This is a genomic window from Calothrix sp. NIES-2098 (genome assembly GCF_963875125.1).
Taxonomy (GTDB): Bacteria; Cyanobacteriota; Cyanobacteriia; order Cyanobacteriales; family Nostocaceae; genus Aulosira.
Genome location: NZ_CAWNKJ010000001.1, coordinates 4208750 through 4234878, shown reverse-complemented (window position 1 = coordinate 4234878; position 26129 = coordinate 4208750). Strand labels below are relative to the sequence as shown.

The 26129-nt window shown below is 41.1% G+C and carries 19 protein-coding genes and 1 tRNA gene; 10 read left to right on the top strand and 10 right to left on the bottom strand.

What is annotated here, in order from left to right; translation table 11 throughout:
- Nucleotides 1–20 precede the first annotated feature (20 nt).
- A complete protein-coding gene (locus AACU33_RS17710) occupies nucleotides 21–716 on the top strand; it encodes a rhomboid family intramembrane serine protease (protein ID WP_096589918.1) in 696 nt (231 codons plus the stop codon).
- 413 nt (nucleotides 717–1129) lie between these two features.
- On the opposite strand, the gene murD is transcribed toward AACU33_RS17710, so the two are convergent.
- A complete protein-coding gene (gene murD, locus AACU33_RS17705; RefSeq protein ID WP_096589917.1) occupies nucleotides 1130–2503 on the bottom strand; it encodes a UDP-N-acetylmuramoyl-L-alanine--D-glutamate ligase in 1374 nt (457 codons plus the stop codon).
- An 89-nt stretch (nucleotides 2504–2592) separates the two neighbouring features.
- Complete coding sequence (gene glyS / locus AACU33_RS17700; protein ID WP_096589916.1) at nucleotides 2593–4743, bottom strand: glycine--tRNA ligase subunit beta; 2151 nt, start codon at nucleotides 4741–4743, stop codon at nucleotides 2593–2595.
- 229 nt (nucleotides 4744–4972) lie between these two features.
- On the opposite strand from glyS, the gene AACU33_RS17695 reads away from it, so the two are divergent.
- Complete coding sequence (locus AACU33_RS17695) at nucleotides 4973–5809, top strand: Uma2 family endonuclease (protein ID WP_096589915.1); 837 nt, start codon at nucleotides 4973–4975, stop codon at nucleotides 5807–5809.
- On the opposite strand, the gene AACU33_RS17690 is transcribed toward AACU33_RS17695, so the two are convergent.
- Together AACU33_RS17690 and AACU33_RS17685 are read right to left on the bottom strand one after the other, a co-directional pair.
- Nucleotides 5806–6705, bottom strand: coding sequence for an alpha/beta fold hydrolase (locus tag AACU33_RS17690; RefSeq protein WP_096589914.1), 900 nt, complete (start codon nucleotides 6703–6705; stop codon nucleotides 5806–5808). The two genes, AACU33_RS17695 and AACU33_RS17690, sit on opposite strands and share 4 nt — an antisense overlap.
- A 47-nt stretch (nucleotides 6706–6752) precedes the next feature.
- Nucleotides 6753–7250 (bottom strand): HugZ family pyridoxamine 5'-phosphate oxidase, encoded by a 498-nt coding sequence (locus AACU33_RS17685; RefSeq protein ID WP_096589913.1) that lies wholly within the window; start codon nucleotides 7248–7250, stop codon nucleotides 6753–6755.
- Between the two features lie 113 nt (nucleotides 7251–7363).
- Here AACU33_RS17685 and AACU33_RS17680 point away from each other — a divergent pair, with 113 nt between their 5' ends.
- Together AACU33_RS17680 and AACU33_RS17675 are read left to right on the top strand one after the other, a co-directional pair.
- Nucleotides 7364–8848, top strand: coding sequence for a CIA30 family protein (locus tag AACU33_RS17680; RefSeq protein ID WP_096589912.1), 1485 nt, complete (start codon nucleotides 7364–7366; stop codon nucleotides 8846–8848).
- 95 nt (nucleotides 8849–8943) lie between these two features.
- Complete coding sequence (locus tag AACU33_RS17675) at nucleotides 8944–9282, top strand: hypothetical protein (RefSeq protein ID WP_096589911.1); 339 nt, start codon at nucleotides 8944–8946, stop codon at nucleotides 9280–9282.
- Nucleotides 9283–9317: 35 nt separating this feature from the next.
- Here AACU33_RS17675 and AACU33_RS17670 read toward each other — a convergent pair whose 3' ends face one another.
- The 4 genes from AACU33_RS17670 to AACU33_RS17655 form a co-directional block, all read right to left on the bottom strand.
- Entirely contained in the window at nucleotides 9318–10370 is a 1053-nt protein-coding gene (locus AACU33_RS17670; RefSeq protein WP_096589910.1) for a CHAT domain-containing protein, read from the bottom strand.
- Between the two features lie 47 nt (nucleotides 10371–10417).
- On the bottom strand, nucleotides 10418–13204 hold the full coding sequence (locus AACU33_RS17665; RefSeq protein WP_339376109.1) for a GAF domain-containing protein: 2787 nt from the start codon (nucleotides 13202–13204) through the stop codon (nucleotides 10418–10420).
- Nucleotides 13205–13594: 390 nt separating this feature from the next.
- Complete coding sequence (locus AACU33_RS17660) at nucleotides 13595–16336, bottom strand: non-ribosomal peptide synthetase (protein ID WP_096589908.1); 2742 nt, start codon at nucleotides 16334–16336, stop codon at nucleotides 13595–13597.
- Between the two features lie 13 nt (nucleotides 16337–16349).
- Complete coding sequence (locus AACU33_RS17655) at nucleotides 16350–17033, bottom strand: DUF6875 domain-containing protein (protein ID WP_096589907.1); 684 nt, start codon at nucleotides 17031–17033, stop codon at nucleotides 16350–16352.
- A gap of 1395 nt (nucleotides 17034–18428) precedes the next feature.
- On the opposite strand from AACU33_RS17655, the gene glgP reads away from it, so the two are divergent.
- The 3 genes from glgP (at nucleotide 18429) to AACU33_RS17640 (ending at nucleotide 22318) form a co-directional block, all read left to right on the top strand.
- Entirely contained in the window at nucleotides 18429–20642 is a 2214-nt protein-coding gene (gene glgP, locus AACU33_RS17650) for an alpha-glucan family phosphorylase (protein ID WP_096589906.1), read from the top strand.
- Nucleotides 20643–20880: 238 nt separating this feature from the next.
- On the top strand, nucleotides 20881–21444 hold the full coding sequence (locus AACU33_RS17645) for a Uma2 family endonuclease (RefSeq protein ID WP_096589905.1): 564 nt from the start codon (nucleotides 20881–20883) through the stop codon (nucleotides 21442–21444).
- A 79-nt stretch (nucleotides 21445–21523) separates the two neighbouring features.
- A complete protein-coding gene (locus AACU33_RS17640) occupies nucleotides 21524–22318 on the top strand; it encodes a Tab2/Atab2 family RNA-binding protein (protein ID WP_096589904.1) in 795 nt (264 codons plus the stop codon).
- A 15-nt stretch (nucleotides 22319–22333) separates the two neighbouring features.
- On the opposite strand, the gene AACU33_RS17635 is transcribed toward AACU33_RS17640, so the two are convergent.
- Nucleotides 22334–23266, bottom strand: coding sequence for an NAD(P)H-dependent glycerol-3-phosphate dehydrogenase (locus AACU33_RS17635; protein WP_096589903.1), 933 nt, complete (start codon nucleotides 23264–23266; stop codon nucleotides 22334–22336).
- A gap of 106 nt (nucleotides 23267–23372) precedes the next feature.
- Nucleotides 23373–24251 (bottom strand): lipoyl synthase, encoded by an 879-nt coding sequence (lipA, locus tag AACU33_RS17630; RefSeq protein WP_096589902.1) that lies wholly within the window; start codon nucleotides 24249–24251, stop codon nucleotides 23373–23375.
- 184 nt (nucleotides 24252–24435) lie between these two features.
- On the opposite strand from lipA, the gene AACU33_RS17625 reads away from it, so the two are divergent.
- The 3 genes from AACU33_RS17625 (at nucleotide 24436) to xseB (ending at nucleotide 26123) form a co-directional block, all read left to right on the top strand.
- Nucleotides 24436–24509 (top strand) — tRNA-Pro (locus AACU33_RS17625).
- A 129-nt stretch (nucleotides 24510–24638) separates the two neighbouring features.
- On the top strand, nucleotides 24639–25889 hold the full coding sequence (gene xseA / locus AACU33_RS17620) for an exodeoxyribonuclease VII large subunit (protein ID WP_096589901.1): 1251 nt from the start codon (nucleotides 24639–24641) through the stop codon (nucleotides 25887–25889).
- Nucleotides 25890–26123: an exodeoxyribonuclease VII small subunit gene (gene xseB, locus AACU33_RS17615; RefSeq protein WP_096589900.1), complete on the top strand. Its 234-nt coding sequence runs from the start codon at nucleotides 25890–25892 to the stop codon at nucleotides 26121–26123.
- Nucleotides 26124–26129 lie beyond the last annotated feature (6 nt).

Below are 26129 nucleotides of genomic sequence, written 5' to 3'. Positions count from 1 at the left end.
TTGACTTTTAACTAATACCAATGATTCCTATTAGTGATAATATTCCCACTCGGCAGCGACCGATTATTAATTACTGGCTAATTGGCATTAATATTGCAATATTTTTAGGGGAAATTCAATTAGAATTAGCTGATAAATTAGCCGCATTTATTTATAGTTGGGGTATAATTCCAGCGCAGATTACTGGAGCAATTACTCATGCCTTTGTGAATCCAGCAGCTTGGATAGTTGTATGCTGGCGATTGATTTCTTTGCCTTTAGCAATGTTTCTCCACAGTAGTTTTAGCCAAATATTAGGAAACTTACTATTTTTATGGGTATTTGGCAAATCTGTAGAAAATATTCTCGGTCATAAACGCTATTTAGGATTTTACTTGAGTGCTGGCGTGGCGACAGACTTAATCCAAATACTAGCCCAACCGAATTTGACAGTACCATTGATTGGTGCGAATGGTGCGATCGCATCTATTTTAGGAGCATATATTATCAAATTCCCTAAAGCTAAAATTGATAGTATTTTACCCCTAATATTGATATATATTCCCGTGCAATTACCAGCTTTTGTTTATTTATTTTGGTGGTTTATCCAACAGTTTTTTTATAGTATAGGGAGTTTAAATATTCCCCCTGTGGGCGTGAATCATTTTAGCATTGCTTACTGGACACAAGCAGCAGGGTTAGTAATTGGTGCGCTGTTTATGCGATTTCAGCGATGACAAAAGTTAAGTAAATATAATTAGCGAAGACAATTGCAGCTAAAATTAATGTGGGGTAAGACCCCTCATTAAAAAACAATTTCGTAAATGCGATCGCTTGCCAAAATTCTCTATTAAAACTATTAAAAATGTTTGCGTTTATGAATCACTACTGCTAACATTCAGGAAAAAGGTTTGGTAAATAACCAAACCTTGTAAAATAGAAGTGAAAGACTCATGTAAATTAAATCATTACTGATAGCCATGAGTAAATCTACCCTGAGGATGTATGCATAGAGGGTAAAAGCTGGTATTCAATTTGCTTCAAAGTTGCGAAATGGGCGAACAGTAAATTAAGCAAGATCTTGAAACTAGGACATTGCTGGATTTACTTACAGGCACGCACGGCGCTACTCGATGCTCAAGACTTAGCACTAACTAATTCTCGCCCAATCTAAGCAAAGCTGACGGAAATGGTCGCCGCGTACTTCAAAATTGGGATACTGATCGAAACTGGCGCAAGCAGGAGATAGCAACACAACAGCAGCTTGGTGCTTTTTGGCTAATTCTGCCGATTTGGTGATTGCTTTCTCCATCGTTTCGACGATTTCATAATTAGAATAGCCCACCTCTTGCAGACGTTGAGCAAACGCAGGTGCAGCGCTACCAATTAGTAACACGGCGGCGGCTTGGGATTGAATTTTTGCTAGCCAGCCTGTGTCATCGCCAGCTTTGGCTTCACCACCGGCAATCAAAATGGCGGGACTTTTCACCGATGCTAACCCAACTTCCGCCGCATCGTAGTTAGTGGCTTTACTGTCGTTGATAAAATCAATGCCTTCCCAAGTGCAGATATGTTCTAAACGATGGGGTACGCCGGGAAATTCTCGAATTGCGCGGGAAATAGCATCGGGATGAATTTCTGCCAACCGCGCTGCTGCAACTGCCATTAAGAGATTTTGTTGATTATGTTCTCCTACCATCCGCAAAGCAGATACTTCCACAATCGCTTGTGGTGTGGAGGTTGCAGATAATTTTTCTATTACCCATCCATTTTCGATGTAAAAGCCTTTCTCGCCAATTAGGTAATCTTTACCTTTGGCACTTGTCCAATAAGCATCAGGCCAATCACTCAAACCAACTTTCCGCAAGTAAGCATCATCGCCATTGAATATTTGCAATTGAGATTTATGCAGTAGTTTGGCTTTGATATTGTAGTAATTATCTAAAGTTTTGTGCCGACTGAGGTGATCTGGTGTGAAAGTTGTCCATACACCAATTCGCGGGGCTAGAGTCACAGAAGATTCTATTTGATAACTGCTAATTTCGCCAATTACCCAATCTGGTAGTTTTTTGGCTAAGGCGACTTCACAGGCAGCATAGCCAATGTTCCCACAAGCAGGAGCATCAAAGCCAGCAGCTTGAAAGATTGCCGCAATCAAAGCAGTAGTGGTAGTTTTTCCATTAGTACCAGTAATTCCTACCCAGGGTAGAGATTGCAAATATCGCCAAGCAAGCTCCATCTCCCCGATAGTTTCGATACCTAATTCCCGTGCTTTGACTAATACAGGAATATCCCAAGGCACACCAGGACTGACAACTATTAACTGCGGTAAATCAGCATCATTGAATTCTAGGGAGTACCCTAGTTTCACAGTTATGTTTTCTGTAGCAAGTTCTTGTTGTTGTTTCAGGAGGGTTTCGGAGGTGTTGCTGTCACATAGCTCCACCTCCCAGCCTTCCCTATGCAACAATCTCGCCGCAGCAATACCGGATTTTCCTAATCCAATGACAGCAGATTTAGGCATAGACTGTAAGTAGCAGAGTGACCCTGGTTAAGCACTACTGATCGTAGCGCCTATTGGCAAAAATTACACCCGATTTTTGTTGATTTAGGCTACAAATTTTTGACGATCGCACCAAAGTCCGCTAAAACACGGGCATGATTGCGTAGTAAGCCTAGTAAATTTAACCGATTGCGCTTAATTTCAGGATCGGAATCCATCACTAAGACACTCTCTGCACCGTCAAAAAAGCTACTAACAGTTGGGGCAATTTTACTCAATGATGTTACTAACAGGTGATAGTTTCTCGATTGCTGTGCTGCTTGCGTTTGCGGTACTAATTCGACTAGAGCATTATAGAAAGCGGCTTCAGAAGACTTTTGGAATAGTTCTTGACGAACTAGGGTAGTTGGATCTAACTGTTGTGTATCCAAATCTCCTTGGGCTGCTAAACGCGTCGAACGGTTAACAGTTTCATAGATGGTATCTAAAGTACCATCGCGGCGAATTTGTTGCAGGTATAAGGCGCGATCGCGTACATCTAATAAATCTTGGAGTGCCCGTTCTGTATATTCGGGGTCATTCTCTCCTAAAACTGCATTTACTAGGTCATAATCAATCTGTTTTTCTTCTTGTAGCAAGGTACGGATGCGTTGGAGGAAAAATTCTCGCAAGTTGGTAATTAATTGTGCTTTATCTTTGTGATATTTAGCCACGAAATCTGCTGTAATCTGCTCCAACAACTCAGCTAAATTGATAGCTAAATTAGCTGACCATGTAATGTTAATTACAGCATTTGCTGCGCGACGTAAGGCAAAAGGATCGGAGGAACCGCTAGGTATTAAACCAAGTCCAAAGATACTTACTAAAGTATCTAATCTATCTGCCAAACCGACAACTTGACCTGTGAGAGTTTCCGGTAAAATATCATCGGCTCCTCTAGGTAAATAATGCTCAAAAATTGCTCTTGCAACTTCTGCTGCTTCCCCACTAGCTGAAGCATAATTTTCTCCCATTACTCCTTGTAATTCGGGAAATTCGTAAACCATTTGGGTAACAAGGTCTGCTTTACAAAGCAATGCAGCTTTTTGGATATTTTGACGCTGATTTTCCGGCAGTTGCAGTTGATTGGTGATTTTTCCAGCAATATTAACGATGCGATCAACCTTAAGGCGCAAAGAACCCAAATCTTCTTGGAAGGTGACTTTTTCTAATTGTGGTAAAAAGCTTTCTAAAGGCTTGGCTAAATCAGTTTTGTAGAAAAACTGCCCATCTGCTAATCTAGCTCTGATGACTCTTTCATTACCAACAGCAATAATATCTGCTTTGCTGGGATCGCCGTTAGAAATGGTGATGAAGTTGGGCAGTAATTCTTTGCTATTTGCACCTTGGAAAACTGGAAAATAACGCTGGTGACTGACCATGACTGTGGTAATCACCTCAGTCGGTAAATTCAAAAATTCAGCTTCAAATTTACCCACGACAGTAGAAGGATACTCGACTAAATTAATGACTTCCTCTAATAAATCTGGGTAGATTTCCGCATGACCATTTAACTTTTCGGCGGAAGACTTGACTTGCTCTTGAATAGTTGTGGCGCGTTCCTGGGGATCAACTACAACGAAAGCAGAACGCAAAGTGGTAACATAATCTTTAGCTTGGGGAATTGTCACCGTTTCTGGATACAACACCCGATGACCACGAGAAATGCGATCGCTTTTCACAACCTTAGAAGCATTGACCAATTCAATCGGCAACACCTCTGCATCTAACAAAGCCACTAGCCAGCGAATTGGGCGAGAAAATCTTACATCTCCATCACCCCAGCGCATTAACCGCTTCCCTTCTAACCCCAAAATCCACTGGGGAACCAGTTCTGTTAAGATATCTGCCACTGGACGACCAGCAATGCTTTTATTGATAAATACAAAATCGCCCTTGTCAGTGGGTCGAATTTGTAGCGCCTCGATTTCCACACCTTGCTTTTTCGCAAAACCGACAGCAGCAGGTGTGGGTTTGCCATCTTTAAAAGCTGCTTGTGCGGGGGGGCCTTTAATTTCCTCTTCTCGGTCTGGTTGTTGAGATGGTAGACCTTTGATAAGTACCGCCAAACGCCGGGGAGTACCGTAAACTTCCACAGCGTCGCTAGTCAGGCTGTTTGTTAAAAGACTTTGAGGAATGAGCGATCGCCACTGTACTATGGCATCACGGAGAAAGCTTGCAGGTAATTCTTCTGTTCCAACTTCCAATAAAAATTCAGGCATAAGACATTTTTTGTAAAACAGCCAGTTTCAACAGTTTACCTTGCCCTTTGAGCAGGGAGTAGGGAAGACAAGGAAGACAAGGAGGACAAGAGAGACAAGTAACTGCTACGCACTATTTTAGAGAAGAGCGATCGCAAAAAATATTCGAGTCTGTTTATGGTGAAATGCCCATTCTCTAGTTCAAGTAAGATATAAATAACCGCAATGGCTACCCAAAACCTTAAAAGCCATGTCAGAAACTCTAGCTACGCCCGATGTCAAATTTCCGCCTACCCAAGCGGAACTACCTTATGATGACGGTATCCCGATGGAAAGCCAACGACATAAAATGCAAATGGAATTGTTAATTGATGTCGTAGAAACTTGGCTAGAACAACGGGAAGATGGATATACAAGTGGCAATATGTTCGTCTACTTCAGCTTGGCACAGCTGAAAAACCAAGATTTTCGCGGCCCAGACTTTTTTGCTGTCTTGGGAGTCCCTAAGGGAGAACGTCGCAGTTGGGTTGTGTGGGAAGAAGGAAAAGGCCCGGACGTAGTGATTGAATTGCTTTCCCCAGCTACCGCAGCCACAGATAAAGGTGAGAAAAAGCTAATTTATCAAAATCAGATGCGCGTCCCGGAATATTTCTGGTTCGATCCATTCAACCCTGATGACTGGGCTGGTTTTTCTCTGGGTAGTGGAGTTTATCAACCAATAACACCTAATGCAGAAAATCAATTGGTGAGTCAAGCATTAGGATTAGCTTTGCTACGTTGGCAAGGTACTTACAAAGGCGTAAATATAACTTGGTTGCGTTGGGCAACTTTGGATGGAGAATTATTACCAACAGCAGAAGAAAAAGCACTCCAATGGGCGGAACAGGAACGCCAACGGGCTGAACAGGAAACTCAACGGGCTGAACAAGAAACTCAACGGGCCGAACAAGAACGCCAACGGGCTGAACGGGCAGAATTGCAGTTGCAGCAAACAGCACGAAATTTACTGCTATCAGGAATGACAGCAGCACAGGTAGCTAACATCACAGGTTTATCTGAATCGGAAATTGAGGAACTGAATATTTAGGAATTTGGAGATTTTAAATACTTTTGTAATAGACCAATAACTACCTCCGGCATTTCTAGATGAGGTAAGATTCCTGTATCAGCGATCGCATAAAAATCTCGAATCGCAGATGGATTTAAATTGGCTAACCTTCTTCCTAATTTAATACTGGTAAATTGTGCTTTTTCGCCCCATAAAAACACAGTCGGAATTTTGAGTTGCTGAATATATAAACTCAAATCAAAGTAAAGGTCGCCGCGTAGAAATGCTAAAGCTGCAAACTTAGCATTCGGCTGTTGTGCAGAAGTTAAATAAGCTTGCACCATTTCTCTTGTAACTCTTTGTGGTTTGGCAAATAGAAAACTTTCAAGAAAGTTACGCACCGCAAATTCATTTTCGGCACCCAGGGCATAAATTATATTATCCAAAAATGGTGTATTGATTACTGGTAGTGGTAATCTGCGTCCCGAACCTTGCCCAAAATCATCAAAACCAGAGGGAGAAACTAAAAACAATGACTCAAATAACTCTGGTTGAGTAATAGCCAAGCGAATAGTAAAAGCTGCTGTCAAGGATGAAGCAACAACTGTCACAGGTTGGCAACAAGTCTTAGTAATAAATTCTGCGATCGCACTCAGATAATCTCTAATTTGATAATCCCATATTGGATGCGCAGATTCTCCCCAACCAATTAAGTCTGGGGCTAAGATGCGGTAACTAGGAGCAAATGCTGGATAAACTTTAGACCATTCGTATGCAGACGCGCCGCCACCAAAGTTATGCAGGAATAGTAAAGGGGGTAAATCTTCAGTGTCAGCAATCGACCAAGGGGCAGTAGTTTGAGTATAGTAAACCATTGCACCCAATGAAGTATGAATGACTTTGTGCCCAAAGCCAGGTGGTTGAAACTGAAGCATAAAATTATGTGTGAGGTATAAAGTTATGAATTATTAAGGATTAAATTTTAGCCTTTGTCTCCTGTAATTTGCACAAGTTGTTTGAGGTTATCACCACTGATGTGATAAGCTGCCCCAAACCCAACTACAAAACGACCTTCATTAGGAATTAACTGAAAAATCCGAAAGTCCGATAAGCCACGCAACACTTCAATAATTTCACCAAAACGTTCTTGAAATTGCTCAACAATTTTATTCCACTGGTCAGTTTCTCGTTCTATTAAAGTTGCCGTACAATCAAAACTTAAACGGCGACGAGCAAAAATTTGATTAGTCTGAGCTTCATCCTCAATAAATAAGACGCAAACATGAGGATTGTCATAAATATTTTTGGTGTGCGTAGACAGACCGCTAACGTAGATATAAATATTTTGGGCATTATCCATCACAAAGGGAGCATAACTAGCGTTAGGTATTCCCTGGGCATTAACGGTGCTAATGATGACACTTTGAAATTGTTCAGTAAACTTTTCGTAATCAGCTTGAACTTTTTCCAGTTGGCTCATAAGGAAATTACCTTTGGATAAGTAACAATTATTCAGTATCCTAACGTTATTCACCGGGAGGATGAAAGCTATTAAGAGTGCTATAGACTGAAGAAAGTTATGAGGACGCGATCGTGGCTGACAAAAATCGTTCTCAATGGGACTTAGGCAGGTTCATTGAAACTTTGACATATTTCGAGGTCATTCCTTTATTGAACTGGGTACAACAGTTAATCCAAGGTCGTCCCAATGATGATAAAGATCAACCCAATGGAGGAAGAACTGTGGGTGCAATATTAGTAGTAGGTGCAACAGGTGGTTTAGGAAAACGCGTCGTGCGGCGATTATTAGAACGCGGTTATCAAGTGCGATCGCTTGTACGCGATCTTGATAAAGCTAGGTCAATTATTGGTAATGATGTTGACTTAGTAGTTGCAGATATTACTAAACCGGAAACTTTAACTCCTGTTGTTCTGGCTAATATTCAAGCTGTAATCTGTTGTACTGCGGTGCGAGTACAACCCGTAGAAGGAGACACGGAAGATAGAGCTAAATATTATCAAGGTATCAAATTTTATCAACCAGAAATTGTTGGCGATACACCAGAAAATGTAGAATATCAGGGTGTAAAGAATTTAGTAGAAGCCGCAAAAAAATATCTCAATAAATCAAATGAAAAAATTATATTTGATTTTACCAAGCCATCAGATGAATTGCGGAATATCTGGGGAGCTTTAGATGATGTAGTCATGGGTGGCGTGAGTGCAAGTAATATGCAATTTGTAGAAAATACAGCTTTATTCGCTGGTAATGTTTCTACCGCCAACTCTGGAGGATTTGCTTCTGTCAGAACTAAAAATTTCGATCCACCCTTCAATTTATCTGGTTACGACGGTGTAGAACTGCGCGTTAGAGGCGACGGTAAACGCTATAAATTATTTCTGCGGGCAGATGGTAAATGGGATGGAATTGGTTACAGCTATTCTTTTGATACCGTAGCTAATACCTGGATAGATATTCAGATTCCTTTTGCCGAGTTAATTCCCGTATTTCGCGCCAAAATTGTTAATGATGCACCAGCAATTGACCCCAGCAAAGTTTGCTCATTCCAACTGATGTTAAGCAAATTTGAATATGACGGTGCATTAAATCCTAGTTTTTCACCTGGTGGTTTTAGTTTACAAGTCGAATCAATTAAAGCTTATGGTGGAGCGACTTTACCAAAGTTTGTATTAGTGAGTTCCGCAGGTGTAACTCGTCCCGGACGCCCAGGTATTAATTTAGATGAAGAACCTCCAGCAGTTAGATTAAATGACCAATTAGGAGGAATTTTAACTTGGAAATTAAAGGGTGAAGATAGTTTACGAGAAAGCGAAATTCCTTACACAATTATTCGACCTTGTGCATTAACTGAGGAAGCAGGCGGTAAAGAATTAATTTTTGAGCAAGGCGATAATATTAGAGGCAAAATCAGCCGTGAGGATGTTGCGGAAATCTGCATCCAAGCACTAGAACAGCCAAAAGCTTGTAATGCCACATTTGAGGTAAAAGAGGGCGAAAATAGCAATAAATCTATCGATTGGCAGAGGCTATTTTCTAACTTAGAACGCGATAAATAAATTCCGAGCAAGGGGAAAATTAAGATAAGAAATAAAATGAAAGCTAGTAGATAGGGTTTTTTTATCTATCTACTTAGCTCAAGGAGTAAATGATAATGTTGAAGAGATTATTATTTGCAGGAATTTTTGCCCTTGTTTTGTGGTTGGGACTATTATCGAATAGTGCTTCATCCCAACAAATAGAATCTCGGATTAATAATCTGGAAGCAGACTTGCGTCGTGTTGAGTCGCAGTTAAACCAGATGCAGTCTCAACTAGGACAATTGCGGGTATCTCCATCTCAGCCAAGAACTACACTTACTCCCCGACAGCCAAGAAACTTATCGCAAACAGAACGCGATCAAATGTTCGATCGCCTCGCAACTTTATTTGTGGAACTCAAGCAACAAGTCAACAAATTAGAGACACGAGTCTCCAAGCTAGAGTCACGTTAAAGATTTTTTTGTTACAGGAAGTTACATTGGTTAACTTAAATTATTTTTTTATAAATAACGGGAGTTAAATTCTCGGCTATACCATGTAATTGAATTTCGGCACAGCCAGACTTGTAAGCTTTCTCTATGGGATAATTAGCACCTAGCCCTTTGTAAAAACCAACAGAAAATGCGATCGCGGCTCGATCGCCAATTAAATGATTCATTCCAATCACAAATGGAATGTATTTAGCAATAGCCTCCGCTTGAGTCTTGGAATAACAAGCATTCAGGATTACACAATTTACTTGGTCTTCTACAAGTTCAAATAATGAAGCTAAAGCATCAGGCTTTATCGGTTGAATTTGGCCTAACTCATTTTCTACATACAATTCACCAGTATTCATCCCATGTCCAGAAAAATGGACAATATGAGGCTCAATATCCAGTAAAGCCTGGCTGATATCACCAGGACGTACTGATAGGCGTTGTTCTAGGAAAAATTTGTCTCTTTGTTTAGCTAATTGCAATTTTTGTTGAATCTCTCGCAACTCTTCTCCTAAGCGTAACCTAGCTGCGTTAGTAGGGTCAGATGCTAAAAACAAGATTTTTAACGGATTAGCTGCGATCGCTTCTTGTTGCTCGTCAACACTGGAACTATTTAAAAGTTCGTTATGATTTGATGATTTTTCGAGTTGATTATGTAAAATATCCTGAACTTTATGAATAAACTTTTTGCTATCAAAATCGCGTTTGCTAAAGAAATCAGATGCTTTATATTCCATTAATAAATCGCGAACATCCTGAGTATTTACTACAGGTGTTCCACTAACAGCAATAGCTGGTATTTGCCGAGCATAAGCAAGTTCAACTAAATGTATTCCTAACTTTTGACGACGAGAAAGAGATGAATCGCCCAAACCAATGTCGGTAATCAACAAATGCCAATCACTATCTCTAAAAGCTTTTGATGCTTCATCAAAAGTCCTGACAATCTGAATAATATCTTGAGGATGACCAATATTGCGTAAAGCTGTACGGATCTTACCTTCAAGGATATCTTGCCAATCTGAATCATCCTCAACCAGAAGAACTTTGAAAAATATCATCGGTTCCTCCTTGCTACTATTTATGGTAATTAATACCTAGCTTCTGCTTAAGTTTCTGGTTTATAGACTGGCAAGATCATAATAAAATTAGTCCCTTGATTCAGTACGCTATTCACACTTAAATAACCTCCTAAACGCTCCACGTATAATTTTGTCCACCACAATCCGAAACCCATACCTCTCCTCGCTGTTTTGGTAGTGTAATCAGGCTGAAAAATCTTTTCTAGATTTTCGGCAGCGATACCTACGCCAGTATCACATATTTGCACTTCTACCCAACACTGTATTTCTCTTTGGACGCTAGTGCCAACAATCGATACCCTACCACCTTGGGGCATTGCTTCCACAGCATTTTGAATTAGGTTATCAAAAACATATATTAATTGCTGTTCCCCGCCTAAAACTTTTGGTAAGTCAGACGATACCTCAATATTTGAAATGATGTTTGCAGGTATAGACATTCTCGCTAGTGCATGTACCGCTATGTCAGATAAATCGATGGCATGAGGCTTTTCTTGAATCCAAATTCTCATGCGTTCGGCACTTTGCAAAACCCTATCTGCTCTTGATACAATTCGCTGCGCTTTATTTTGACTATTCTCATCACCTCCATCCAAAATATCTTGCGCCCAGACTCGGATCGCGCCCACATCATTATTCATCCGATGCACTAACGGGCCAGCTAAATCACCCAAAGTGACCATTGTTTCCATATTCACCAGTTGTCTTTTGTTTTCTAAATTCTGGATACCAATCACTGCTTGGTCGGCTAAGGCTTCTAACATTCGCTGGTGTCTCTGGTTAAAAGCTGAAAGATGCTGGCTTTCTACATTAAGTACGCCTAGTAAGCGCTTATCATCTACAAGTGGCACACATAACTCAGAATGGATATTGGGAAAGTCAGCTTGGTAACGCGAGTCAGTTAAGACGTTATTTACCAATGCTGACTGGCCAGTTCTTGCCACCCAACCAGTGATTCCTTCGTTGATGCTATTGCGTCTTTCGATGAGGTCAATAGTTTCATTGACAGCATACTTGGCTTTAGTAACTAGTTCCTGCTGACTGGGATCTAGTAACCGGAGATTACCGACATCAGCCCCACAAATCTGCACTGCTCGCTGTACAATCAGGTTCAGGAGTTCTTTTTGGTCTAGAGTAGTGATAATCTTGCGATCGATGTCGCTGAGAGTTGCTAGCCAGCGTTGATTTTTAATGGCGATCGCAGCTGAAGAAGCCAAAGTTTCAATCATCTTTTTCTCATCTTCAGAAAAACTGTGAGGTCGGCGGTAGTTAATAAACATTACTCCGACTATATCTTTATCAACTTCTAGCAAAACACCAGCAGCAGAATGGATTTTTTCTCTACGAGTAAAAGCTGAATTCTGAAAGATTGGTTCTGTTTCTAGTTGTCGAGTATAAACGTTTTCTCCCCGCTGAATCAGCAAAAATGGTACATCGTGTTCAATAATCTCATCTTGCATTTTCTGCTCTTGTCTTAATCTTCCTGCTGTCTTAGGAGGAGTCGTAAATTGCCTTTCAGTCTGGATATATTCGTAGATATTCACTACATCTGCGCCCAGAACATTCAAAGTATCCCAAGCGACACGATGTAAAAGATTATCTTCGGGTATGCGACCGAGGGATTGGGTGACAGAGTAGAGTGCTGCTAACTGGCGTGCTTCATCACGCATTTGTTGGATTCTGATCGTGTGCCAAATGGCATCAACAGCCCACTGTCGGACAAATAGTTCTACTAAGCGCAGCTTACGTGAAGATAATATATAGGTGCGCCGAAAGAGAACATAAAGTATTCCTTCTTTGTTCTCAACCTGCAACGGAAAAGCTGCCATTGCTTTAATCCCAGCCGAAAAAGCTTGGGGGTTAAGCTTTGCCATTTCCAGTTTTTCATGACCTTGAGATACATCTGGGATAAACTTGTACTTTTTTTCGAGAATCGCTTGTCGCCCCAGTCCATTATGACGCGGCGGACAAGCTTTCAAAAATTGCTTCCCAATGCCGTGAGAAAAGACTTCATAAACGTAACGACCCTGTTCTAAATTTGGCTCGTATAAAAAATGCAGCGTAGCTGCATCAGCATCGAGAATTTGTTTGGCTTTTTCTGCGATCGTTTCTAAAACTCGCGGTAGTTGTGCTTGCCAAATATCCAAAGATTGTCGAGCAATATATTGTAGTAATCGCGATAATATTGGCTCCTCAATTCGCCTTTCTGGAGAACTATAACCCGCTTCTACTGTACCAATAACTATTACTTCTGGATTGCGCCCCTCAGGTTGCAGATCTGGTGGTAGGCGCAATTTGTAAACCTCATGCTGTCTTTCGCTACTCTCTTCAAATTGAGGGTTGATTTTCTGCCATTTACAGTGCTCATACCAATTTTTAATGACTCTGCCGTTATAATCTTGAACCAGAACTATTGGTATAAATACACGAACTAACTTCTCATGACCATACTCTTGATAAATCCAGCGATCGAAGCGTTTGTCCCATCCAGAAATAATCTCCGTTTGTTGAGTGAGAACTATATCTGCTTGAATATCTCTAAGTTCTGGGTCTGGTTCCAAGTAATGTTTGGCCAGATTAGCCCAAACTACTCCCGTACCACTTCCATGTACGCCTTCAATAATATTTTTTTCTAGGGAAATTAAAGATATGTTGGCAAAATCAAAACCCAGTGCCAGGATGTTTTGACAGACTGCTTCTAAAATATCTTCCAGCTTAAACAGTTTTGAGGTAGCTCGTTCTACCTGGTCTAAAGCCTCCAAAATAGACGTCTCAAAAGCTTTTAACTGTGATTTTCTCCGAGCAGCCACCATAGCACCTCTCTTTCTTTGCCTCATGAGTATAATGCTAGACAATAGCTCGCTTAAGCATCAAAGTTGCTGTATGTAATCTTCTAAATCTACAAGCTGAGACTTTGAGAAAATAGAGATTCGAGGAATTTTAAACTCACAAAGATTTAAGCAAGATGTTTGGCGATCGCTAAGGCTGACAAATATATTTGTAATTTAATTACATACTCTAGCTAGAGAAAAAGAAGTAATAGCAATTGCGATAGTTAGTATTGTTTGAGATTTCTGCAACTATCGGATGGCATGGAACGATCGTCCAAAATCCAGAATTGGTATAAGCAACAAAGACTTATCATTAAGAGCGCAGGGAGTATGAGGAGTTGTCTTTCCTCTCTCCTCTTTGCCCCGTATCCTTTATGCTTCCGTACTCTTGGCTAAACAATTTCGCAATTTTTCTGCAAGAACTTGTACAGAGGGTTCTTTGAGCAGGCTTTCGTGAGAACCAGGAATATGATAAATATCTATCGTGCCAGCTACTAACTCACCCCAACCAAATTGGGGATCGTACTGTACACCTACTGCGACAGTTCGTGTTCGATCGTCAGTGCGAAACAGAACAATTTTTTCCGGATAAACTTTAAAATTATATTTGTGGACAGCTTCTAAGCTAGTTTCCATCATTTCTAGATGCCGATCGGTCTCTAATAGGTATTGAGCAACATCAAATAAATAATAAGGGCGTTGATTGTTGCTATGCTTGTATCTTTTTTGCAGCAAATACCTGCCTTTCCTAAAATTTTCCCAAGCCCAATTGCGCCACACTTCAGCTCTATCCCAAAGATAAGCGGGCCCAAGCTGTAAAAGATTATTGAAATGCTCAACAATTCGCTTGACAAATGGCAATCTTTGCTCAGTACCAGGAATGCTACTATCTAACATAGCGAGCAGAGCGACTTCCTGCCCTTGGTGTTGGAGTTGGTGTGCCATCTCGAAGACAATTATCCCGCCAATAGAGTATCCTCCCAGAAAATAAGGCCCTTGGGGCTGAATGGTTTGGATTTCTCGAATGTAGTGGGCTGCCATATCTTCAATTCGAGTCAGGAAAGGCTGTTTATCATCTAGCCCTTGTGGTTGTAGCCCATAAAATGGTCGATCTGCTCCTAGATGCATTGCCAGTTCCCGAAAACACAGCACTTCGCCACCCAACCCATGTATACAAAAGAAAGGTGGTTTATTGCCTTGGGGTTGAATTGGCACCAAAGATGACCAAGCTGCTGGCGTACTTGCATTTAATGCTGTTTGTGGTTGGAGAATTTTCGCTAAAGATTCAATTGTTCCGGCTTGGAACAGCGTTGCCAATGGCAAATTTTTACCGAAAGCCTGCTCAATTTCCCAAAACAGCTTAATTGCTAACAGTGAATGTCCGCCCAATTCAAAGAAATTATCTCTTACACCTATGGGCTGTACGCCTAAAACTTGTTGCCAAATTTCTAGTAGCTGCTGTTCGACTTGATTGCGGGGTAGTACGATACTGACAGCCGAATTCTCACTAGCTGGTGCTGGTAAGGCTTGCCTGTCTATTTTGCCATTCGGATTTAAAGGTAGAGCATCTAAAAATACAAATGCGGCAGGCAGCATATAATCGGGTAGCTTACCTTGCAAAAAGCTGCGCAATTCGCTCTTGGTAGGGACTTGTTGTGGTTGAGGGACTATATATGCTACTAGCTGCTTGTTTTTGGCAACATCTTCTCTATCTATAACTATGGCTTGTTTCACCGCTGGATGTTGCGCGATCGCAGCTTCAACTTCTGCCAATTCAATCCGAAAACCACGAATTTTGACTTGATGGTCAATTCTGCCTAAAAATTCTATGTTTCCATCTGGTAAGTAACGTGCTAAGTCTCCAGTTTTATATAAGCGCGTTCCGGCTTCGCTAGCAAAGGGGTTAGGTATAAACTTTTCTTTAGTTAGTTCTGGACGATTGAGATAACCTCGCGCTAAACCAACACCACCAATATACAATTCCCCTGCTTCTCCCACTGGTACGGGCTGCAAATCTTCATCTAGGATATAAATTTGTGTATTAGCAATCGGACGACCAATCGGTGCAAAAATGCGATCGCTTCCACCTTGGCAAATCCAGAAGGTAGCATCAATCGCCGCTTCTGTCGGCCCATAGCAATTCACGAGAATATTATTCAACTTCAAACAGGCCAAGAACCGTTCTACAAGGTCAATCGGTAACGCTTCACCGCCGCTAGTAATGTGTCTGAGACTTTGACAATTCTCGATTCCCTCTTCTTCCAGTAATACACGCATCATGGAGGGTACTAAAGCCATGACTGTGATTTGCTGCTCGATAATTGTCTCGATCAGGTAGGCTGGATCTTGATGACCGCCAGGACGAGCCATAACAAGCTGTGCCCCAAACGATAAAGGCCAAAATATCTGCCAAACAGATGGGTCAAAGCTAAAAGAAATCGTCTGTAAAACTTTGTCTTGCGGAGTTAATTTAAAAGTATTTTGTCGCCAGTATAGCGTATTACAAATACTACGATGAGCGATCGCTACACCTTTGGGCTTTCCTGTGGAACCGGATGTATAAATTACATAGCTTAAGTTATCAACCCTTACTTCAGTTACAGGATTTTCTTGACTATTTTGAGCAATAATTTCCCAATCTGAGTCTAAACAAACAACTTTTGTTTGACTTTTAGCTAGGTTGTTAGCTAATGAATTTACACTCAAAATTAAGGGTGTTTGACTATCTTCTAATATAAAATTTAAACGTTCTTGAGGATATGCTGGATCTAAAGGCACATAAGCTGCACCCGCCTTGAGAATACCTAACAAACCCACCACCATTTCCAAAGAGCGTTCTAAACAAATCCCAACTAGTACCTCCGGGCCAACACCTAATTTTTTGAGGTAATTTGCTAGTTGATTAGATTTATTATTTAATTCACGGTAAGTTAATTTTTGGTTTTCAAATATGACAGCTACCGCATTGGGTGTCTGCTCAACTTGTCTAGCAAATAATTCATGAAGACACAAAGCTTGAGCCTGAATTATTTCAGTTTTGTACCACTGTTGCAAAATTTGTGTATCTGATTGAATATTCTGTTCGCTTTCTAAATTTCTATTAACTATACTCATAATAAAAAATAATCTATCCACCTATATATAGGAGTAAAGTTTTTGTCTTCACTTCTAATTTTGCTAAAGCTAATGATTGACGAGCATTCTTGAAATTATTTTCATCTTTAAATTTGTTTTCAAAACGCTTTAAATAAGCTTCAAGATAACGAATCCGAAGATTTAAATCCTCTGCATTCTGAAGAAAGGGAAGATCCGATTCAACCATAAAGCGAATAGCTAGCATGGGAATAGGACTGCGAAGAGGGCGAAAATTCGGATTGTGCAGTCCAGGAGTGTGATTGCGCTTGTGAAATTCTCCTAGCATCAATCCTGATTCTACAAATAAAGGTTTAAGTTCTTTTTGAACGCTATCAATTAGCCTCGGTGCATCCTCATGACTAATATCGGGAAATAGCAGTAATATTGCTTTATTTAAGGAGTCATCTTGCTCTCTTGGTTCTAACTCTAAAAAAGTATTGAGATATGGTAAAACTATGTTTATAACTTGCTGCTGAACCAAATTATGAGAACGAATAACTCTCAGGCGAATACAATCTAACTTTATGGCTTTTGGGACAAACGGGCATACAGGCCCGGGTCTACCTAGATCGGGATGAGATCTCGATAAAAACGTTTTCAACCATTGAGAAATTTCTATTAAATATGGTAAATCTTGCTGTAGTTGTTCAATTTCACTAGGTGTATATAGTTCCATCTTACTTGAAGATATATAATTTACTCGATCGGGATATTATCAATTCAACTGATAGATTAATCTAATACTATTTCTTTAGCTACAAAATGAATAAATGCAAAACTAAAATAGTGTTTGAATATTTTTTGTCGCATTTAAACATATGACAAATTGCTAATATTAAATTTTAAACTTTTTCTCAAGTAAATCTAAATCTATCTAAGTATAGAATTTTTATTTAATCTTGCCAAAACTGGATACACCTATAATATTTTTTTGCCTATTCTACTTTGATTGCTATGTAGTAGATGCACAATCAGATTTTAAAAAAGTCTTTAAGAGGAACTATTAAACACTTTTATTTTATCTTTATCTGAATTTTGATTCAGATAATCGATAACTTATGAAGACTATTAATTAATTCAATTATTGATATAACAAAATGTGTTTTTGCTTATTGCAACAATCTTCATCAAGCTGAAAGTAAATTTAAAATCCTCTTATTAATGATTTACATAAATGTTGTAAAACCACAATATTACTGATGTTATTTCATACAATCTTTATGTATCAGCCCAATCTATGAAGTTATTAGCAAAATATTAACTTCATAGTTGCTATACTCAATAAAGTATTCGTGACGATAGTCATGATATATTTTAAAACTCAGTATTTTTACTTAAGTATGAACTAAGCCTATAATCAGAGAAAATTTTTAATATCTTAATTTTGTCAATAGTAAATATACTTAAAAAATAAAATAAATATAAGAATTCAGGTGACTATTGTACTGAGTTTTAAGTTCACTTCATGCGCCTCTCCCAAAATGTTACAGCGCCCTCATCCCTTAACCCGACAAGTGTAGATTTTTTACAACCATGCGGGATCGGGAAGTCAAGGAGGAAAAAGCTGATGACTGGGTTGCAAAGCTAGTTACCACAAGTCTGCCTTCTTGATCTGGGATCTACTCACCTGGAACTTAAAGTTTAAATATAGAGAATTTGTTTGACTATCAAATCGGATTTTATATATAAGCTTGACTGTAAAATTACAGTATTTCTCTGTTAAAAACTAGTATAGTAACACTCGTTTTATCAAAATTATTATCTGAAAAACAAGTTTAATATGAAATTATGGGTAATTATTGCAATTATCAGATAATTCTTAACAAGAAAATAGTTTAATTAAAATAATGTGATTGAAATTGATGAAAAAAACTCTCAAAAGCAGAGATAATCTTTAAAAGGTAGAAAAAAGAAAAACCATTTAATTGATGCGGAGTTGATGTCGATAAACCACTCCGACTTCAGGAAATGATTCATCAAATAAGCCTCGTTTCCAATCAACCTGAAGAGCAATTATTGGGAAGTAGATGTGAAGCGAAATAGAAAAAACTAACAGAGAGTTTAGAGTTGTATGGCTAATAGTAGTGCAATGAACGCAGCGCTGCGCTTAAGCGAAAAGTTACCTTTTCCGTTGAAGCGTTTAGCAGATTTGGCTTATAACTATTGGTGGAGTTGGAGTGGCGATCGCATCGCTTTATTCCAAACTATCGATCCCCAAGAATGGGAACGCTGCGGGCATAACCCAGTGGCGATTTTAGAGTCAGCAAGCTACGAACGTCTGACCCAATTAGCAGAAGATCCTTTTTATCTCAAGCAAGTCTCCGCCTTAGCGCGCGAGTTTGACCAATATCTGCTTCAGCAAAATACTTGGGTAAGTCGAGTTGCACCGCAACTTAGCAAAGAACACCCAGTAGCTTACTTCTGCGCAGAATTTGGCATTCATGAATCCCTACCAGTTTACTCAGGCGGCTTAGGCATTCTCGCTGGGGATCACCTGAAATCATCGTCAGATTTAGGCGTACCGATGGTGGGTGTAGGCTTGCTGTATCGCCAAGGTTACTTCCGCCAACGCTTAAACCGTCACGGTTGGCAAGAAGATTACTATATTGATAACCCTTTTCAACGGATGCCAATTGAGTTAATTAAAACTCAAAATGGCGAACCGCTAATCATTCAATTAGAAGTTCGCCAACGCTTGGTGAAAGTGCAAATTTGGCAAGTAAAAGTAGGGCGAGTCACATTATATTTACTCGATAGCGATCGCGAAGACAACGATCCCATTGACCGCTGGCTAACTGGACATCTCTATGGCGGTAACTTAGAAACCCGCATCGCCCAAGAAGTTGTATTAGGTATTGGTGGCGTCCGCGCTTTGGATGCATTGGGAATTCAACCTGCTGTCTATCACCTTAACGAAGGACACGCCGCCTTCTGTACATTAGAAGTGGCGCGTTTAGAAATCGAACGTACTGGCAAATCTTTCTACGACATTGAAGCAACAGTGCGGAATCGTTGCGTATTCACCACCCATACCCCCGTTCCCGCCGGACATGATGTTTTCTCACCCGATTTAATCGATTCCTACTTTGCTCACTACTGGCCGCAATTACGACTTTCCCGCGAGCAATTTTTGGCATTAGGCGCGAGAAGACTGGGCGATCCTTGGGAACCCTTTGGTATGACCGTTTTGGCGTTGCGGATGACTCGTGCTTGCAATGGCGTGAGTGAATTGCACGGTCAAGTTTCCCGCAAAATGTGGACAGTCCTCTATCCCCAACATTCCGAAGCTAAAGTTCCCATTGGTTACATTACTAATGGCGTTCATGCACCTACTTGGACTGCTCCCCTATTAGCTGACTTGTACAATCAGTATTTGGGAGAAGATTGGAAAACTCAAGCCATGCATCCCGAAATGTGGGCGAAGGTTGACGCAATTCCCGATGAAGAACTGTGGTGGCGACATCGAGTCCTCAAAGAAAGATTGATTGCCTTCACCCGTTATAAAGTCAAGAAAGCACGGGAACAACGGGGTGAAAGTTACGAATTAATTCAAGCCACTGAAACTTTACTCGATCCTGACGTACTAACTATTGGATTTGCCCGACGTTTTAGCCCTTACAAACGCGGCGATTTAATTTTACGCGATGCGGAACGAGCATTGCAGATTTTTGGTAATGCCAAACGTCCAGTACAAATTATCTTTGCAGGTAAAGCTCACCCAGCCGACGAAGAAGGTAAGCGGATTATTCAAAGATTGATGGAATGGTGTCATCATTCAGCGATTATTAACCGAGTCGCCTTTATTGAAGATTACGATATTTACACCGGACAGAAACTCGTGCAAGGTGTGGATGTCTGGTTGAACAATCCTCGTCGTCCTTTAGAGGCTTCTGGTACCAGCGGACAAAAAGTCTGCTTTAACGGTGGTTTGAATTGCAGTGTCCTTGATGGCTGGTGGTGCGAAGGCTACAAAGCCAACAGCAATGGCAAAGGACTGAACGGTTGGGCAATTGGCGAAGATGCTCACACTAGCGATCAAGAATTACAGGATCGCATAGATTCGCGATCGCTTTATCAACTTTTAGAAGAAGAAATTGTTCCTCTGTATTACGACCAAAATGCTCAAGGTGTTCCCCAGCGTTGGGTGCAGATGATGAAGGCATCAATTAAGACAAATTCCCCACTGTTCAACACCGACAGAATGATTGCAGACTACGTTTCACAGGTATATGTCCCAGAAATTGCTACCAGTGTAGAACCGATTTTGGCTAAGGTTTTGGTATAGAAAGTTTGGGTTTCCTAGTTAGATAGATGGGGTGGGGTTCCTACCCCTTTTTTTGTGGCAATTATCAAGACGGTTTAGATAAGAATAATTAACCGCCGATTTACGCCGATGCACGCCGATAAATTAAGATATTGAGTCAGTTATTCTAAACGATTTGTCCAATTGCACCCACTAATTAATCCATCTGTAAGAATAAAAACAGAAGCAGTGCAACTCAATCCTCTTCACAAAACCTGAAATGGTACAGATCCCTGCTAAAACCCTAACGTTAGAAGAATTCCTGAAACTGCCAGAAACAGAACCAGCCAGCGAATATATTGATGGGCGGATCGTCCAAAAACCTATGCCACAAGGAGAACATAGCGTCATTCAAACTGAATTAGCACCTGCAATCAACTTGGTTGTCAAACAAAAAAAAATCGCACGGGCTTTTTCAGAACTTCGTTGTACTTTTGGAGGACGCTCAATTGTCCCTGATATTTCTGTATTTTTGTGGGATAGAATTCCACGTAAGGAAAATAGTGGGGTTGCTAATGTCTTCTCAATTGCCCCAGATTGGACAATCGAAATTTTATCTCCCGAACAAAGCCAAACTAAAGTTACCAAAAATATTTTGCATTGCCTCAAGCATGGCACTCAGATGGGATGGCTGATCGATCCACAAGAACAATCTGTGTTTGTTTATTTGCCAGATCGAGCAACCACCTTTTACGATGAACCAGGAAAAAGTTTGCCAGTACCAGAATTTGCCAAAGATTTTCATCTGACTGTAGAAGGCTTGTTTGGCTGGTTGCTAGAGTGATACGTTTCACTTTAAGGTGAATAGAAATAGGCAGCAGAGGTACAGAGGGGAAATTATTTCTAATCTGTGGTTTTAATCCATGAAAATTTGGCAAGCTGATTTTTACCGGAGTCCGCAACAAAATCCAACTGGACAAATTATGTGGGAGTTGTTGATTTGTGATGCAACTCGCAGCTTAGAGTACGTAGCTAGTTGTCCCCAGTCAGAGGCGAATTCCAGTTGGTTGACAGATCAAATTCAGCTAGTTGCTGGCGAACATCTGCCAGATGCGATTCAAGTATTTCGTCCGCAATCTTTAAGTTTAATTGAGGCGGCTGGACGTAATTTAGGTATTAGTGTTGAACCTACCCGCCGGACTTTGGCATTAAAGCAGTGGTTACAAGAAAAACAATATCCCACACCTATAGATAAGCCACCTCCTGTACCCTTACCAGAAAACCTCTGGGGAGAACAATGGCGGTTTGCGACTCTGAGTGCTGGTGATGTCGAAACAGAATTTAGCGATCGCCCGATTCCGATTCTACATCTGCCAGAATATCTTAAACCCCTAAATCTGGGTTTAGCCTCAACAACCCCCATTCCCGGTGTAGTGATTTACGGTGGAAGGCAATCAATGCGTTTAGCACGGTGGTTGCATGAAGCCCGTCCCGTAGCGTTAAATTATATTGCTGGTGCGCCAGATGGCTTGGTGTTAGAAGCCGGTTTAGTAGATAGATGGATTGTCGCTACTTTTGAAGATGCGGAAGTGACTGCTGCTGCTAAGATGTTTCAACAACGCCAACAACTAAGCAAAGGCATACACTTTTTATTAGTGCAACCAGATGATTCGGGAATGACTTATAGTGGTTTTTGGTTGTTGCAGACAGAAGATTGACCGAGAAAAAGCAATTTAATAGTTATAGTATTCTGGCTTAATATCTCGTAGCATCAATTCATCGAGAGCTTTTTGAGGTGTCAGTTCGCCTTGAAGTACGCGGTAAACTTGCTCGCTAATGGGAACGGGAATATTTTGCTGTCTAGCTCGATGTACTAAGACTTGGCAAGTATTGACTCCTTCAGCAGTTCCTTTTAACTCAGTCAGAATCTCTGTTAGTGTTTTGCCATGAGCTAGCTGATAACCAACTTGATAATTGCGACTTAAAGGACTGTTGCAAGTTGCTAGCAAATCTCCTAAACCTGATAAACCGTAAAAAGTCTCTGTTTTCGCACCCCAGAAGTTACCGATGCGAACCATTTCTGTGAGTCCACGGGTGACTAAGGCAGCTTTGGCATTGGTTCCTAACTGTAAACCATCACATACACCAGCTGCGATCGCAATCACATTCTTGAGTGTTCCGCCTAATTCCACTCCCACAGGATCGGGATTAGTATAAACTCGAAATCGATTAGAAGAAAACACCAGCTGCACCGCTTCAGCAGCAGTAGGATTACTACTAGCTACCACTGTTGCAGCTGGCAATTCCATCTCAATTTCTTTTGATAAATTCGGGCCAGAGAGGACAACTACCGCATTTTCAGGGAAAGCTGTTTGCCAAATTTGCGATGGCGTACAGGTAGTTTCTGGCTCTAAACCCTTCGTCGCCGTCACAAAAATTGTCTCTGGCGAAAGGTGGAAAGACTTGACTTGCGTCACAACATCTCTCACACCTTTCATCGAGATCGCAGACAGGACGATTTGCGCATCTTCTAGCACAGCTTCCAGACTTGCTGCACCCCAACGCGACCAGACACGCACCTGATGACCGTTAGCCGCAGCCAAATTTGCCAGTGCTGTCCCCCAAGCACCTGCTCCTAAAATTGCTACGGATTTGTCATTTGTCATTGGTCGTTTGTCATTGGTCATTGGTCAAGGGTCAAGAGTCAAAAGTCAAGGGTTAATGGTTATTAGTTATTTCTCCCCACACTCCCCACACTCCCCACACTCCCTTTCATCCCCGACTCCGCGGGTAACGTTCCATGAGATTGCGCACCTGTTCTGCATGATATGAGCTTCTTGTCAATGGAGAAGAAACTACTTGCAGAAATCCCAATTCTTCACCGAAGGCTTGCCAAGCAGCAAATTGTTCTGGAGTAATAAAGTTATCCACTTTCAAGTGTTTTTGGCTGGGTTGGAGGTATTGCCCAATTGTCAAGATATCGCAATCCACAGATCGCAGATCTTGCATGACTTGACGAACTTCGGCATCAGTTTCACCCAAACCCACCATGATCCCGGATTTAGTGTAGATCCAAGGAGCAATTTGACGCGATCGCAATAGTAATTCCAGTGTGCGATCGTAGTTACCTTGGGGACGCACGCGGCGATATAGGCGGGGTATGGTTTCTGTATTGTGGTTTAGTACTTCTGGTGCAGCTTGGATAATCATCTCCAGCGCATTCCAATTGCCGCATAAGTCAGGAATTAACACCTCAATCGTAGTTTTAGGTGATACCGCCCGAATTGCTGTAATACACTTGCCAAATTGAGACGCACCACCATCCGGTAAATCATCTCGGTTAACAGAGGTGATCACTACATGATTGAGTTTCATGCGGCGAACAGCCTCTGCCAATCTTTCTGGTTCTGTGGGATCTAAAGGCTTGGGCTTTTTTTCAAAATCTATATCACAGTAGGGACAGGCACGAGTACAAGCTGGCCCCATAATCAAAAACGTGGCAGTACCAGCTTGAAAACACTCACCAATATTCGGACATGACGCTTCCTCACAAACCGTATTGAGCGCTAAATCCCGCAAAATTTCTTTAACGTTACCGACGCGCTCCCACTGAGGCGCTTTCACCCGCAACCAGTCTGGTTTAACAGTCACAATCCGCTTTCACTACATATATATACAAAGTTATGTTAGCAAGCTTGGGAGATTTTGGATTTTAGTTTTTGGATAAATCCAACCTAAATGCGGTCATGAAAATCAATGCTCCATGCCCACTTAATTTATTTTGTACATTTACCTCTATTGGTGATACGATATTTTAATGATGGGCTTATTATGCCGGGATGTAGCGCAGCTTGGTAGCGCACTTCGTTCGGGACGAAGGGGCCGCTGGTTCGAATCCAGTCATCCCGATTTTGTTGTACATTCGCACATTATCTGTCGCATTTCGCTGTGTCGATTTGTCGATTGCCAAATTATTTGTCATGTCTGCCAAATACCTGGATTTGCTAGGATTTGAATAGATTTCTTGCTGCATCTTTGATGACTTTTGATTTTGCCAATTCTTTAATTCCCGATACTGCACTTTCGGTAACTGGATTAACTGACTACATTCGCTTGCTGTTGGAACAAGACGAACAACTGCGACAAGTTTGGGTGACTGGAGAAGTTTCCAGTGCTAATCACCATCGCAGTGGCTTGTTTTTTACCTTGCAAGATCCCGATGGTACAGCCGGAATTAAGTGCGTGGCTTGGAATAGCCAACTAGCAAAATTAGCACAGTTACCGATTCCGGGAGAGCAGTTAATTATTTTGGGTAGTCTGAGAGTTTATCCGCAAAGGGGAGAATATCAGCTGTCTGTTTGGCAAGCTTTACCTGCTGGTGTTGGTTTGCAGGCTTTGCGCTATCAACAGTTAAAAAAACGCTTGCTAGCTGAGGGTTTGTTCGATCCCGAAAGAAAGCGATCGCTTCCTGCTCATCCCCAAACGATCGCGGTGATTACTTCGCCAACTGCTGCGGCTTGGGGCGACATTCAAAGAACCCTCAAACAACGGTATCCTGGGTTACGGGTTTTATTTTCTCCGGCTACAGTACAGGGCGAACAAGCGCCAGAATCGATAGTTAAAGCGATTGAACGGGTAGAACGGGATAGTCGCGCCGAGGTAATAATTTTATCGCGGGGAGGTGGCGCGGTTGAGGAATTGGCTTGTTTTAATGATGAACGAGTCGTGCGATCGCTTGCTAATTGTTCAATACCTGTAATTACTGGTATCGGTCATCAAAGAGATGAATCTTTAGCAGATTTAGTAGCCGATGCATGTGTGCATACTCCCACAGCTGCGGCAGAGATGGTTGTACCAGCGCTTGCGCAATTATATACTGAGCATCGCCAACGAATAGATGCTTTGTATGATGCAGTATATGAAGTTAGGAGAAATGCCGAAAAGCAACTGCAAGCTTTGCAAAACCGATTGCGGCGTATACGCTTAGATCGGCAAGTACAACAAGAAACGCAAAAGCTAACTTGGAAACGCCAGCAACTTATAACAGCAACCAAAAGGCGATCGCAGCAAGCCAGTCAACATTTAGAAATGTTACGGCAAAAGTTAGTCACGCTTGACCCGAAAGCTGTGTTGCAACGCGGGTATGCTGTAGTTAGACAGGAAAATGGTGCGATCGCTCGTTCGGCTGCGGAGTTAGCTGTTGGGGATGATTTAGTTATTCAGTTGGGGCAGGGAGAAGTTAAAGTAAAAGTTCAAGAACTAAAAGATCAAAAAACCGCAGAGAGTTGAATGATTAAACGTAATAGTGCTTCTAATTCTGATGCAGTAGCAGCATGGAATTACGAAGCTAAGGTTGCTGAAATCGAAAATATTATTACTCGCATTGAGACAGGCGAGTTGGAATTGGAAGAGGTATTCGACCAATTTACAACTGCTGTTGAATATTTACGCCAATGCGAGAATTTTTTGCAGCAGCGTCAGCAACAAGTGGATTTGTTAATTGAAACTTTGAGCGATGAATAAAATATA

Bases quoted from the DNA above. Each gene is read 5' to 3' on its own strand.
- glyS (WP_096589916.1), bottom strand. From the start codon at position 4,743: ATGCCTGAATTTTTATTGGAAGTTGGAACAGAAGAATTACCTGCAAGC.
- xseB (WP_096589900.1), top strand. From the start codon at position 25,890: ATGATTAAACGTAATAGTGCTTCTAATTCTGATGCAGTAGCAGCATGG.
- glgP (WP_096589906.1), top strand. From the start codon at position 18,429: ATGGCTAATAGTAGTGCAATGAACGCAGCGCTGCGCTTAAGCGAAAAG.
- AACU33_RS17675 (WP_096589911.1), top strand. From the start codon at position 8,944: ATGTTGAAGAGATTATTATTTGCAGGAATTTTTGCCCTTGTTTTGTGG.
- AACU33_RS17640 (WP_096589904.1), top strand. From the start codon at position 21,524: ATGAAAATTTGGCAAGCTGATTTTTACCGGAGTCCGCAACAAAATCCA.
- xseA (WP_096589901.1), top strand. From the start codon at position 24,639: ATGACTTTTGATTTTGCCAATTCTTTAATTCCCGATACTGCACTTTCG.
- AACU33_RS17710 (WP_096589918.1), top strand. From the start codon at position 21: ATGATTCCTATTAGTGATAATATTCCCACTCGGCAGCGACCGATTATT.
- AACU33_RS17685 (WP_096589913.1), bottom strand. From the start codon at position 7,250: ATGAGCCAACTGGAAAAAGTTCAAGCTGATTACGAAAAGTTTACTGAA.
- AACU33_RS17670 (WP_096589910.1), bottom strand. From the start codon at position 10,370: ATGATATTTTTCAAAGTTCTTCTGGTTGAGGATGATTCAGATTGGCAA.
- AACU33_RS17695 (WP_096589915.1), top strand. From the start codon at position 4,973: ATGTCAGAAACTCTAGCTACGCCCGATGTCAAATTTCCGCCTACCCAA.
- murD (WP_096589917.1), bottom strand. From the start codon at position 2,503: ATGCCTAAATCTGCTGTCATTGGATTAGGAAAATCCGGTATTGCTGCG.
- AACU33_RS17655 (WP_096589907.1), bottom strand. From the start codon at position 17,033: ATGGAACTATATACACCTAGTGAAATTGAACAACTACAGCAAGATTTA.
- AACU33_RS17660 (WP_096589908.1), bottom strand. From the start codon at position 16,336: ATGAGTATAGTTAATAGAAATTTAGAAAGCGAACAGAATATTCAATCA.
- AACU33_RS17645 (WP_096589905.1), top strand. From the start codon at position 20,881: ATGGTACAGATCCCTGCTAAAACCCTAACGTTAGAAGAATTCCTGAAA.
- AACU33_RS17665 (WP_339376109.1), bottom strand. From the start codon at position 13,204: ATGGTGGCTGCTCGGAGAAAATCACAGTTAAAAGCTTTTGAGACGTCT.
- AACU33_RS17690 (WP_096589914.1), bottom strand. From the start codon at position 6,705: ATGCTTCAGTTTCAACCACCTGGCTTTGGGCACAAAGTCATTCATACT.
- AACU33_RS17635 (WP_096589903.1), bottom strand. From the start codon at position 23,266: ATGACAAATGACAAATCCGTAGCAATTTTAGGAGCAGGTGCTTGGGGG.